Here is a 12898-nt window from a genome sequence, read left to right on the forward strand (position 1 = left end):
CACTTCTTCTTGGGTGCATGGCCTGTGATTGGCATCTGGTTCACGTCCTTGGGCATCAGCACGATGGCGTTCAACCTGAACGGGTTCAACTTCAACCAGTCGATCATTGACTCACAGGGTCAAGTGATTGGCACTTGGGCCGACGTGCTGAACCGCGCGAACTTGGGAATGGAAGTGATGCACGAGCGCAACGCTCACAACTTCCCCCTTGACCTAGCTGCGGGCGAAGCTGCTCCTGTAGCGCTAAGCGCTCCTGCAATCCACGGTTAATCTTCAGCTAGTCTCTAGCGAAACAAAGGGCGCTCTCTGCAAGGGGGGCGCTTTTTGCATGGCTGACCCTCAACCCTGCTAAAATCAGAGTTTCTGAGTTATGTAAAGAAATATGGGCAACACCTTCGGCCATTTATTCCGCATCACAACCTTTGGCGAATCTCACGGCGGTGGGGTAGGTGTCGTGATTGATGGTTGCCCTCCGAAGCTAGAGATCTCTGCTGAAGAAATCCAGTTTGAACTCGATCGCCGTCGGCCTGGACAGAGCAAGATTACCACTCCTCGCAAAGAAGCCGATACCTGTGAAATTCTCTCTGGCGTCTTTGAAGGCAAGACCTTAGGTACTCCGATCGCGATCTTGGTACGGAATAAGGATACCCGATCGCAAGACTATGACGAGATGGTGGAGAAGTACCGTCCTTCTCATGCCGATGCTACTTATGATGCCAAATATGGCATTCGCAACTGGCAAGGAGGTGGTCGCTCATCCGCACGGGAAACCATTGGTCGGGTGGCAGCAGGGGCGATCGCTAAGAAGATTTTGCAGCAGGTTGCTGGCATTGAAGTCTTAGGTTATGTCAAGCGGATTAAAGATTTAGAGGCGGTGATTGATTCCAAAACCGTCACTTTAGAGCAAGTTGAAAGCAACATTGTGCGCTGCCCTAACCTAGAATGTGCCGAGCAAATGATCGCCCTTGTGGAATCAGCTCGCGATCAAGGTGATTCTCTAGGTGGGGTGGTTGAATGTGTGGCTCGCAGCGTTCCTAAAGGGCTTGGTTCTCCCGTGTTTGATAAGTTGGAAGCCGACTTAGCCAAGGGAGTAATGTCCCTACCCGCTACCAAAGGCTTTGAGATTGGCTCTGGATTTTCTGGCACCTTAATGATGGGCAGCGAGCATAATGACGAATTTTACATTGATGAAGCTGGTGAAGTTCGTACAGCCACTAACCGTTCTGGCGGTGTTCAAGGTGGCATCTCTAACGGGGAAGATATCGTGATTCGGGTTGCCTTCAAGCCCACCGCCACGATTCGTAAGGAGCAGCGTACTGTTACCACGGAAGGTGAAGAAACGACGCTTGCTGGTAAAGGTCGTCATGATCCTTGCGTTTTGCCAAGGGCAGTACCAATGGTAGAAGCGATGGTTGCCTTGGTGCTTTGCGATCATCTTTTGCGGCAGCACGGTCAATGTAAGGTGTTGTAGGCGATCGCTCCACTGGAGACAACAACAATTCGCCTGGAGAAGACCTAGAGTTTCTCCAGGTTTTCTATAGCTTGCTAGAGGTCAGGTTACGGAACCCACCTGAGGAAACATCGATGACCGTGTTGCTCTGTAATATCTGCACCCAGTCGGTGATAGAAACTAAGTCCGCGAATATTGCGAGCATCAGCATTCCAGGCAAGATGAGTACAGTCATTTTCCTGAGAAATTTGAGCTAGACGAGTCATTAACGCCACACCTATACCTTGGCTTCTCATCGCCTCATCTACATACAGATCGTCGAGCCAAATACTGGGTTGACCCGCAAACGATGAGTATCTGAATCCATACAGGGCAAAGCCGACTTCACATCCTGAAAGCTCTGCGAACAAGATGTAAGAAAAGGGAACTACGCCAAAAAGTGTTTTGTATATTTTTTCTTCGGAGGTCTGCAAGTTACCGGAAAAAGCACCGATATTTCGATCAAATTCTGCCTTCTTCTGAATGAACGAGAAAATTAGTGCCACGTCATCGGAGTTGGCGGATCGGATTCTCACTCATTAAATCCTCAATCACCTCAAAACCAGTAGGATAATCTGTCTCAGCTTGATAATCCTGTTTTAGTGCCTTCGGCATACGGATTGATCCGTATTTTGCAAACTAACCTTTCCTAGAAAGCACTTGAAGTTCTTGCTACAAAAGGCTTTCTGCGAGAAGATAGAAAACAAATTTAAAAGGCGGCACCCAGATTCGAACTGGGGGTAAAGGATTTGCAGTCCTCTGCCTTACCACTTGGCCATGCCGCCAACCTTTCAGGATTACAAGTATATCAAATCTTTTCACAAATTCATCATCTGAATTTGATTTTATTTCAAACATGCATATTTCAGTTCATGAGCATCTACCAGCAGAGATCACCTGCTGGCTGTTTAGTTGTATACCGTTCGTCAATAGGTTGGGAACAAAGGGGTGGGGACTGCACCTTCACTAGGGAACCTGCCTCTGCACCCCCTTTAAGAACTCAGAAAATCAGTGGAATGGATTAGCCAAACCAACTGGAGGGAGCAGAGCCTGAGGTAATTTCTGGAGGAATGTGGTGGCTCACCCAATCTGCGTTTTTTTCAACCAGGCGCTCAATTCCCTCTCTCACCATTAACCGCAGGCGATCGCGCAAGGGCCGAGGCACTAAGGTTGGGTCTGCTTCTAAATCGCTGTGCTCCTCAATCATGGCGTAGCAAGCTGGCACACAATTGAGCACATAAGCGATGAGTTGCTCGCGTAATTCTGGTATCGCAAACGCTTGGCGGTAGGGATGGTAGTGATAGGTATCTAAAACGTTTTCGATCTCCAAAGAAACTAATGGCAGCGTTAGATTGGCGATAGTTTTGGACATTTTCCTAACTCCAGCTTTCTTAAAGGCATGGAATAATCGGCAACGACCTCACACCATTTGAGAAAATTTTCTAGAGCAAAAACTGTAGCAAGATGCTCTAGAACTTTAATTACAGGATAGTTTCTTTCATAAGAGGCAGAAAAGCCTTTAACATTTATTATTTTCTTTTTAGGCTGTATGTTATAGCAATCTAATCGAAACTGAGGCATTAATGGTGCCATAGTTAACAGCGTGTCTCCAAACAGAGAGCCAGCGGTGCCTCGAAAATAAAGTTGCATCTAAATCTGGGAAAGCTCTGGCTGGGTTGACTTACGAGCTATGCTCAGCCGTGTTACAGCATCAATGGCCAGCCCTAAGAATTTCAAGGCTACTCTTACTCAATTTATTACTCAGACTCTAGCAAGCTGAATATGAAGTATCACTCAAGTTGATAAGAACTGAGGTTTTAGATCTGCGAGGATAGAGTCTCTAGTTGAATATTTTTTACCGAGTAACTACCGAAGATTTTAAAAGTTTCAGTATAGTTTTTTAGTTCTACTAAAGCAGCTTGAACAGACGGTTCTCGCAAGTCTGCTTCAAAATCCATAAAAAATAAATAGTCACCGAGCGATCGCTTAGTGGGGCGCGATTCAATCCGACTCAGATTGATTCCCCGTTCGGCCAAAACTTGTAAAGGCTTTACCAAAGCTCCAGGTACATTAGCCGCAACACTAAACCCAAGCGAAGTATGAGTACCACTAGGGGCAGAATCTAAACTCAAAACCCAAAAGCGGGTGCAATTGCCTGGGTAGTCATTAATGGGATGAGCCAACATGGGCAAGTTATAGAGTTGGGCGGCTCTTGGAGAGGCGATCGCACCAATGGTGGGGTCATCATCCAAAAGCTGCAAGGCTTCAGTAGTGGAATTGTTAGCAATGAGTTGGGCGTTCGGTAGAAACTTTTCTAGCCACTCCTGGCACTGAGCCAAGGCTTGAGGATGAGAATAGACCGTCTTGATTGTTTCTAAATTCTTTGCTCTTGACAGTAGCGCATGCACAATTGGCAAAACCAAGGCTTGCTGAATCTGCAATTGATCGAACTGCCAAAGTGTATCTAATGTAATTGTGACAATCCCTTCAATTGAGTTCTCCACGGGTACAACTGCCATCTGGGTGTCGCCTTGAGCTACAGCTCGCAGAGTTTGCCCAATGTTGGAGTAGGGACAAAGCAGGGTAGATTGGCCTGTCGATTGGGTCAAATGGTGCGAAAAAGCCAATGCTGCTGTCTCGGCATTGGTGCCAGAAGGCCCCAAATGCGCAATTGATACCGCCATAAAGTCTATCTATTACTTTGTAAGTCTGGAGCTAAGTAACTAGTTTTATGAAGATTCTTAAAAGTCAAATTTAATCACCTATCATCATTCGTTGACGAAAACCTGGACTATACAAGGGTGAAACTACTTGTTCTCTCAAAAGCCTGAGATTCAGACTATAAAAAAACTGTAAAATTCAGTGAATAGCAACAGCACCTTTACTTATCCTCACATGTACACTCGCTTCGTAGCATCCCAAGGGGTGGAAATCGCTGTTCCAGAACAGCCTATTCCCATTCAACACTATTTACGCCAACCTCAACGCCTCGTGAATGCATTAGCCGACCCTAGTCGAGTTGAGCTACTAACAGAAGAGTGCTTCCGCTTAAAGATGCGTCCTCTGTCCTTCATGAACCTAAGCATTCAACCCACTGTTGACATGAGAGTATGGGCTGACAGTGACGGAACCGTACATCTAGAGTCTATTGCCTGCGAGATTCGGGGAGTGGAATACATCAATCAACGATTTAGACTCAATCTCGCAGGCCAACTCTCTCCAGTGTTGTTGTATGGAGTCACTCACCTAAAAGGGCAGGCAAATTTAGAGGTTAACGTAGAGCTGCCGCCACCTTTTTCATTCATGCCTCGCCCATTACTCGAAGCTACAGGTAATGGTCTATTGAAAAGTGTATTGCTCACCATCAAACAAAGATTAATGCATCAGCTGTTGTCAGATTATCGACGCTGGGTTCAGGCTCAAGCGGCAAGACCAACAGCACCACCCGCTACTTTGCCCATCAATAGCCCGACAACCTAGTCTTTTGCTGCACTAATCATCCGGATAGTTAAAGTTCTAATTGAGTGCAGGTGGGCGCGATCGCCTCAAGTACGGACGCAGTGCTAGACTCGCGCACCCGACAAGGAGCAAACGAACGGCGGTGCAAGGGAGAAGGTCCTAGCCGCTGCAAAGCTTGGCGATGTCGAGTAGTCCCATATCCTTTGTTAGCCAGCAGATCGTAAGCTGGATAATGAGCTGCTAAACGAGCAATGAATTGATCTCGCGAAACCTTGGCAACAATGCTAGCTGCCGCGATCGCAACCGAGTTTTGGTCGCCTTTGACTAAGGTCTGTTGAGCAATGGCTAGCCTCGGAATTTTTTGATTACCATCAATCAAACACAAGCTTGGCTGAACTTGTAACTTCGAGATAGCTCTGTGCATGGCTAACAGCGAAGCTTGCAAGATGTTGAGTCGATCAATTTCGGCCACAGAAGCAAGGCCGATTTGACAGGCGATCGCAACTGTCCGAATGTGACCCGCTAATTGTTGTCTCTGCCCGCTCGACAGTTGTTTGCTATCGGCAACACCCACCTGAACTAGAGACGAAAGTTTGTTAGGTGGCAAAATCACGGCTGCCGCTACCACAGGCCCAAATAAAGCGCCTCGGCCTACTTCATCCACACCAGCAATCAGTTCCTGAGTGTAAAGGAAATCTGGTGCTTCTAGAAGTTTAAGCTGCTTAGCCTGCATTGCCACCTTAGCCAAACGCCAAGCCCCCTAGCTTTCAGCCTTGTTGGAAGCGTCAGCAGCAGAGGAGCGCCGACGCCGACGCCGAGCCGGTCCTAGGTTATCTTCCTCCGCTTCGGTAGTAACAGGTATTACCTCAGCCTCATTTATCTCAGACTGAAGCGGTTCTACTACATCCTCCGAGACGGGTGAGACTGTTGGAGGTGCAGTTTCTACAGTAGCTGGGGTGTTTCTAACCGGAGGAGCAACCCGCGGCACTTCAGCAGAGCGAGGGGAAGCAAATTCGACAGCCGACGAGGAAGTCGCGCCATTCTCGGTCGGAGTAACAGGTGCGCTCGGTACAGGCGGTGCTTCTCCAGGCAAAGTAACCTGAATAATCGTAGATTTAGGGTCTTTGACTTCTCGGTTCACTAAAACCAAGGGGGAAATACCCATTAACGCAAACACATCCTGTTCTTCTGGCGTCATCTCAACGGTGACAACTTCAGGAGGTTCAACAACGGGCTTAATAAACTCTCGCTTGGTAGTTTTTACCCGCTCTGGTCTTTCAGATTCAGCTTCCTTGGGGACAATGACGGGAAAGTCCTCTAAAGGAGACACTGTTTCGGCTTCAGCAATAAACTCCGCCTTAACTGCGATCGTTTTAGCCGGAATAATCTCTCTAGGATTAATTGGTCCCTTGGGAGCAACTTCCCCTTCACCTAAAGTGATGCCAATCCGCCGACGGCGACGGCGACGGTTGTTACCAGGACCACCCCGCTCCTGATAATTGGGATGGTTCATCAAATCTGGCTCTAGCGGATCGCTGCCACTGTCAAACTCTAAGTCATCACTCCGTCCCTCCCAAGGACTAAAGGTAGCGGGTTCAGGATTCAGGGGTTCTCTGTTAATCGGTTCTCTGTTAATCAGTTCGCGATTGATTGGCTCCCGATTGATTGGCTCGCGAATTCGCACACGCAGCTCTGTACTAGGAGCGGCAGATTCTCTCATCCCAAAGGTGCCCGATCGCTCTGCTACATCAGCGTCGTATTGAGGCACTTCTCCGGGTAAATGAACCGTGTGCCCTAAACCGCCACAAGTTTGGCAAGTGCGACCAAACAGTTCATAAATATTTTGACCCTGACGCTTCCGGGTCAGTTCAACCAAGCCTAGCTCTGACAGTTGGGCGATTTGAGGTCTGGCTTTGTCTGATTTCAACGCTTTGTTAAAGTGCTCCAGAACTTGCATTTGGTCCCGCCGAGTATCCATGTCGATGAAGTCAACAATGATTACACCAGCCAGATTACGCAGGCGGAGTTGACGCGCAATTTCAGTTGCAGCTTCGCAGTTGGTCCAAAGTACAGTCTCGCGGGCTGTGGCCGATCGCGTGAACGAGCCAGAGTTCACGTCAATGACAGTCAAAGCCTCAGTCGGCTCGATGATGATATAGCCACCGGAAGGCAAGTCAACTCTGGGCTTCAGAGCTTCGCGAATTGCAGCATTAACTCGGAAGTACTCTAAGACAGAAATGCGATCGCGATGCTGATCAATCAATACCCCCTGCGGCGATCGCCCACCGCTCCAGTTGATCAAGTGCTGCTTCACCCGCTTGAGACCAGTGTGAGAATCTACGACAATCCGATTCACCTCACCACTGTACGTATCTCGCAACACCCGCTGAATGAAGTCATCATCGCGGTTCAGCAACGCAGGGGCTCTAGTGGAGCTAGCTTCTTGTAAAATAGACTCCCACTGCTTTTGGAGTGCTTCTAAATCTTCCAGAATCGCTTCTTCAGCCATTCCTTCTGCTTCAGTTCTGACCAGCAACCCCATCCCAGCAGGTTTAATTAAGATGGCGAGGGCTCTCAAACGGTTGCGCTCGTTTTCGTTGCGAATCCGTCGCGAGAGGTTCACCCCTTTACCGTAGGGCATCAAGACCAAGTAGCGTCCTGGCAGTGTGATATTCCCTGTGAGTCGAGGCCCTTTGTTGCCTGTCGGCTCTTTCATTACCTGAACTAAGACTTTTTGCTGGGGAGCCAATAGTTCCGTAATGGAAGCGGCGGAGCGCCTTAAGCGCAGTGGGCCTAGGTCTGTCACATGGATGAAGCCATTCCGCTCAGAATCGCCGATGTTCACAAAGGCAGCGTCAATGCCAGGTAAAACATTCTCAACGACACCCAGGTACACATCACTAATCTGATGGCTACCTGTGGCAACAATCAACTCTTGGATTTGATCTTCAGAAAAAACAGCAGCGATGCGATGCTGCTCAGCGATAATAATTTGTTTTGGCATTCAATTTCCTCAAAAATTGGCAGCAGTAAAGGCACCACAACACTTACGCCTCTAACACTTTGCTGGCTTTAAGCTGACGTCGGAGAAAAGTAGACTGGGTGCATCTCAGCCGGGTGAGGTGCAGACCGCCTACAAAACAATCGAATGAAAGAATCGATGATTGAGTGAACAATCAGCAATCAGGCGCTAACGAGTGCAGTAATCTAAAACAGAACCTTCCTATAAAGGTTTAGGTACTGAAATCGGCGGAATCGCAGGCGGCAGAAAGTCTTTCAGAAGTAGGCTAGAACATCCTTTCTTAGGCCACTACTCAGCGGCAACTTTCAAGGCTCTTGTTCTTCAACTACTTCTATCTGAGAAGCATTATAGCGTGCAGATACTTCGATGCTACCCCGTTAGGTTGGCAGCGATTAAAAATAAGCATACACCTTAATTCAGGAAAAGCTTTCAATCTTTAGGACTTCCTGAGTTGCAGTTTATAAAGTTACGTTCCGAAGGTTGAGAAATAAACCGAATACTATCAGTTTGATTAGAAATCGCAATACTTTAAAGAGTGGTTGCCCTTGACCATTGAGTGGGCAGGCACCAGACCTGCCCTTAAAGAGACCTAATTACTGAGCTGACGTGGCCAAACCGAGTTGATTGCGGTGGGTATGTAAGAGCCGTAACTCTCTTTGAGATACCTGTTCCAACATATAAAGCACCTGCTCTGGTTTCAGCAAAGTGCCATCGTTACGGCAGCTACCTACAAAGCGTAGGACGATTGCAGCCTCGCCTAACTCTGGATGAGCAGGCATCAACGCTAGCTCAAACAAGCGATCGCGCAAGTTGATGGTTTGCACTTTGCCAGATTTGGTTGTCTGTTCCCAAGCAATCGTATCTTGAGCTTTAATTGCGTTAATCCAAGCTTGCCACTGCTCAGGAGGGGGGTAGCTAAGACTCGCTAGTTCTTCATCCCCAGCAACCGTGACTGTAATCCAGTATTCAGCTTGCTCTAGCAACTGCGTGGCCGAGGGCGTTTTGAGATCCACGACTTCCGCGCGGTAGATTGGAATGTCAGCGGGCAGACAAGCAGTCAGCTTTTGTTGAAAGACATCCACATCAACGGGCTTAGTCAATTCGAAGTCAACGATTTCTCCAGCACTTGTGGCACCCAAAGGCAGCGCATTGGCGATGGAAATGCGAGGCATGGGGTGAAAGCCACCCGTAAAGGCAATCGGTAGTGCAGCCCGGCGGATGATTCGATCCCAAAGCCGCACCAAGTCCAAGTGGCTGACCAAAGCCATGTCGCCTTGTTTGCCAAACCAAACCCGGATTCGTTGCGAGCGCTCTTGATTCGGCGTGAAGTGACCTTGAAAATCAGGGATGGGCGGCGGTGCGATCGCCACGTTATGACCAAAGTCTGGCCCACAAACCCCACAGTGAGAGCAGCCTTCAAACGAGCAGTCGGGCACGATCGCTGTTGCTAAAGCCCGTAGCAAGTCTTCTTTGAGCCACTTTTTATCAATGCCAGTATCGAGGTGGTCCCAAGGCAGTGGAGCGTCTAAGCGTGCGTCTGTATAATCATTGCTAACCATCGGATCGTCTGCACTGGGGGCCCCAGAAGCGAGTTCATGAGCAACCGACTCATTTATTGCCATGAGGCTCCATTCGCCTTGCTCCACTTGGCGGTATTTCCAAGACAAGCCTGCCTCAGCGATCGCCTGAGTCCAAGCCCCAAACGCACGCTCTAGGCTTTCCCACCAGGAATCCATCCCTGCGCCTAGTTCCCAAGCTCGCCGCACGACAGCAGATAGACGGCGATCGCCCCGACCCACAAAATCTTCCATCGCCGAAATTCGAACATCGGTGAAGTTAACCTTTAACCCCCGAATGCGCCGGAACTCCTCCCGGAGTAAGGCTTGTTTGCGCTCAAATTCCGTAGTTGAAACCGAGTGCCATTGGAAAGGCGTGTGGGGCTTAGGAGTGAAGTTGGAAATGGTCAGATTGAAGCTGAGGGATTTGCGGCCCTTGCTGCGGCATTCTTGCTGCAACCAACGCACGGTTTCGACAATACCAATCACATCAGCATCGGTCTCACCTGGCAAGCCAATCATGAAGTAAAGCTTGACCTTATCCCAACCTTGGTCGTGGGCAGTTTTCACGCCTCGCAGTAGTTCTTCGTTGGTTAAACCTTTATTAATAATGTCGCGGAGGCGTTGCGTTCCTGCTTCCGGGGCAAAGGTCAGCCCCATTTGGCGCGTACCGCCAATCATGTTGGCAATATTTTCGTCAAAGCGATCGACGCGCTGGCTCGGCAAAGAAAGAGAGATATTTTCATCTTTGAGCCGATTCTTAATCTCCACACCTACGGCAGGCAGCGCTAAATAATCGGAACAACTCAAAGACAATAAGGAAAACTCGTTATAGCCTGTAGCTCGCATCCCTTGCTCGATCGCCTCTACCACCTGTTCGGGTTCTACGTCTCTAGCTGGGCGAGTCAGCATTCCCGGTTGACAAAAGCGGCAGCCACGGGTGCAACCACGGCGTACCTCAATGGTGAGGCGATCGTGAACCGTTTGGACGTAAGGCACCAAGCCAATCGAATAAGCTGGAAGCGGCACAGCAACCCGCCGTAAAACGCGCTCGGGCACACCGGGACGATTGGGATGCACCGAACCATCCGCCGCCATATCGTAGAACTGGGGTACGTAGACTCCCGGAACCTGAGCCAGATCTAGAAGTAGTTGTTCTCGGTTTAGCCCTACCGCTTTGCCTTCTTCTAGAACTAGGCCAATTTCGGGCAACAGTTCTTCACCATCGCCTAAAGCAATAAAATCGAAAAATTCTGCGTAAGGCTCTGGGTTAGAGGTAGCCGTTTGCCCACCCGCAAAAATCAGCGGGTAACTACCTTGTTGGACGTTCCAAGGTTCTGTTGTGGCTCGTTCTCGCCAGGTCAGCGGGATACTTGCCAAATCAAGCATTTCTAAAATATTGGTAGCCCCTAGCTCGTAGCTGAGGCTGAAGCCCAAGATATCAAAATCAGTCAGCGATCGCCGCGACTCTACAGCAAACAACGACGTTTGGGTACTGCGTAGCTTACTTGCCAAATCTGGCGCAGGCAAATAAGCGCGATCGCATAGCTGCCGAGGTTGGGTGTTGAGAATGTTGTAGAGGATGATGTGGCCTAAGTTAGACGCACCTACCTCATAGATTTCTGGATATGTCAGCACCCAGCGTACCGAGGCGCTGTCCCAACCTTTATGGAAAGCTCCCAGCTCATTGCCCAGGTAGCGGGCTGGTCGCAAAATTTCAGGAGTCAGTAATTCTTCGATTGCAACTGCCACGGCAAAAAGCTCTCTTTTGGTTCCAGCAACTGCGACTGTCTTTCAGTTAGTAGTTCGCCCTACTACTATACTGAAATGTCTTGAGCAACCGTTCGAGCAGTTGTGGAACCTAAGAATTTAGTGGCTGTGGGCAGAGCTAGCAGCCATAGGAGCTAAGCAGTAACGGCGATCGCTGCTTCAAAGGAAGCTCGATCCTCAAAGATTTCAAATACGCGATCGAGCTGAGTCAACTCAAAAATAATCCGGATAGGAGCAGACATACAGCAAAGGCTAAAGCGGTGGTTGAAGCGTTGAGCCGAGCTGAGAGCAGACACTAAGGTCATCAGCCCTGTGCTATCTAAAGACTCTACCTTGCTCATGTCAATCAACACGACTTGAGGTTGTCGAGAGGAGACAGCGGTCGTTAGTTGCTGCTGCAACTCAACGGAATTTGAAGCATTGATATGGCCTTGAGGCTGCACCACTGTAACTTGAGGCTGAAGCAGAACAGTTTTCATAACCGCAATCCCGTAAGCACTAAAAATCAAAAAGAACTTTAATACGATGTTTAGACCATAGTCGGTCGCCTTTCCGTTCGCCTACTGCCCTAAGGCTAATTTGCGGAATCTTCATGCGATCGCCCCATATGTTTAAAGTTTTGGGTAAGTGTTATTACGGAATGGTATGACAGACTACTAATTTCCGGTTTTCTGGGCCGATCTGAGATGAATCCTAAAATATTGCTCCTTTAGCTAACGCTTTTTTCAGAGTAGACCTCCTTACAAGCAGTTAAAATTTACTCAATTAGATATACAAAAAAATTTTGCCCTGCCCGAGTAGGGAAGTTAAGTAGCAGAAAATCCGATGAGGGCATGCTTAAAATGGAAACTTGTGGAAAAATTCAGCGCGTCTAGGAAAACCACACTCAAAGCTAAACCTTGGAATAGCTAGCCTTTCAGCGTCCGCAGTATGATTCCATTCTTTAATGGCCGCCATAATTAGCTATCCTGAACTAAGGCTTAACTCTAAAAACTAAATCTACGCATCTTTCAGAGAAGAGCTTTAGTTTTTTATGGTTGTCAATCATCCAATGGCATGATTTTACTGTTCTTTAAGCTAAATCTTTTTCTGGAGTAAAGTTGTTGCCTAGAGTACAGTCATAGATTAAAAGCCGTAGTAGCACTGCTAAAATACTTAAATGTAAATCTGCTAGTTTTAATCTTTCGTTAACCTTATTAAAACTATTTAAAGACATTGTGTTTTGCTCAAATTCAGCCTAGACAAGACTTCCCTTAAAACACGGAAGATTTCGAGCAAAATCGTGACGAGGATCACTTAAAAATACGGTTTGCGATCACCTTTTTACTTACAAGCTCGGTAGAGAATTCTAAGTATGAAGTTCTAGTAATCCTGCCATGCAAGCAACTGCTGTTATTCGACATTTAGTAGAAAAAGCTTTGTATTTCAAAAAGTTGACGCCTGATATTGAGAACGAAATCAACTACGAGCTAACTCGCCGGGGTTACATTTCCGATGTAGATTATGAAGCCCTTGAACTACTGATGGCTGAGATGGATGCAGGCCGAATTCAGTTAGTTGCTAGTCCCTAGCGTTTCTCAATTAGTAGTAGCTAAAGTCAAG

General features: G+C 48.1%; 11 protein-coding genes, 1 tRNA gene and 1 pseudogene. 4 read left to right on the forward strand and 9 right to left on the reverse strand.

All coding sequences use genetic code 11. The features are described from left to right. Together H6F72_RS21890 and aroC are read left to right on the forward strand one after the other, a co-directional pair. Positions 1 to 270: pseudogene (locus H6F72_RS21890) on the forward strand (photosystem II q(b) protein); the annotation flags it as partial. Between the two features lie 112 nt (positions 271 to 382). Then, positions 383 to 1471 carry a chorismate synthase gene (gene aroC / locus H6F72_RS21895; RefSeq protein ID WP_190440829.1) on the forward strand — a complete coding sequence of 363 codons (1089 nt, stop codon included), beginning with the start codon at positions 383 to 385 and terminating at the stop codon, positions 1469 to 1471. An 86-nt stretch (positions 1472 to 1557) separates the two neighbouring features. On the opposite strand, the gene H6F72_RS21900 is transcribed toward aroC, so the two are convergent. From H6F72_RS21900 to pheA, 5 genes are all read right to left on the reverse strand, one after another. Next, a complete protein-coding gene (locus tag H6F72_RS21900; protein WP_370527546.1) occupies positions 1558 to 1995 on the reverse strand; it encodes an N-acetyltransferase family protein in 438 nt (145 codons plus the stop codon). A gap of 208 nt (positions 1996 to 2203) precedes the next feature. Further along, a tRNA-Cys gene (locus H6F72_RS21905) sits at positions 2204 to 2274 on the reverse strand. Between the two features lie 236 nt (positions 2275 to 2510). Further along, the gene (locus H6F72_RS21910) at positions 2511 to 2861 is read right to left on the reverse strand and encodes a hypothetical protein (protein WP_190440834.1); all 351 of its coding nucleotides are present in this window, start codon (positions 2859 to 2861) and stop codon (positions 2511 to 2513) included. Next, positions 2837 to 3082, reverse strand: coding sequence for a hypothetical protein (locus tag H6F72_RS21915; protein WP_190440835.1), 246 nt, complete (start codon positions 3080 to 3082; stop codon positions 2837 to 2839). Before H6F72_RS21915 ends, H6F72_RS21910 begins: the two co-directional genes overlap by 25 nt. A 224-nt stretch (positions 3083 to 3306) precedes the next feature. Beyond that, entirely contained in the window at positions 3307 to 4173 is an 867-nt protein-coding gene (pheA, locus tag H6F72_RS21920; protein ID WP_190440836.1) for a prephenate dehydratase, read from the reverse strand. 178 nt (positions 4174 to 4351) lie between these two features. Here pheA and H6F72_RS21925 point away from each other — a divergent pair, with 178 nt between their 5' ends. After that, entirely contained in the window at positions 4352 to 4969 is a 618-nt protein-coding gene (locus H6F72_RS21925; protein ID WP_370527547.1) for a DUF1997 domain-containing protein, read from the forward strand. Between the two features lie 28 nt (positions 4970 to 4997). Here the strand turns inward: H6F72_RS21925 and H6F72_RS21930 are convergent, their stop codons facing one another. From H6F72_RS21930 to H6F72_RS21945, 4 genes are all read right to left on the reverse strand, one after another. Continuing rightward, the gene (locus tag H6F72_RS21930; protein ID WP_190440837.1) at positions 4998 to 5681 is read right to left on the reverse strand and encodes a ribonuclease HII; all 684 of its coding nucleotides are present in this window, start codon (positions 5679 to 5681) and stop codon (positions 4998 to 5000) included. Positions 5682 to 5708: 27 nt separating this feature from the next. Further along, positions 5709 to 7952: an Rne/Rng family ribonuclease gene (locus tag H6F72_RS21935; protein WP_190440838.1), complete on the reverse strand. Its 2244-nt coding sequence runs from the start codon at positions 7950 to 7952 to the stop codon at positions 5709 to 5711. Between the two features lie 611 nt (positions 7953 to 8563). Continuing rightward, on the reverse strand, positions 8564 to 11278 hold the full coding sequence (locus H6F72_RS21940) for a TIGR03960 family B12-binding radical SAM protein (protein ID WP_190440840.1): 2715 nt from the start codon (positions 11276 to 11278) through the stop codon (positions 8564 to 8566). Between the two features lie 152 nt (positions 11279 to 11430). Continuing rightward, positions 11431 to 11775 (reverse strand): STAS domain-containing protein, encoded by a 345-nt coding sequence (locus H6F72_RS21945; RefSeq protein WP_190440841.1) that lies wholly within the window; start codon positions 11773 to 11775, stop codon positions 11431 to 11433. A gap of 897 nt (positions 11776 to 12672) precedes the next feature. On the opposite strand from H6F72_RS21945, the gene H6F72_RS21950 reads away from it, so the two are divergent. Beyond that, complete coding sequence (locus H6F72_RS21950) at positions 12673 to 12867, forward strand: hypothetical protein (protein ID WP_190440844.1); 195 nt, start codon at positions 12673 to 12675, stop codon at positions 12865 to 12867. Positions 12868 to 12898: the final 31 nt, after the last annotated feature.

The organism is Trichocoleus sp. FACHB-46, from assembly GCF_014695385.1.
In the GTDB taxonomy this organism is placed as follows: Bacteria; Cyanobacteriota; Cyanobacteriia; order FACHB-46; family FACHB-46; genus Trichocoleus.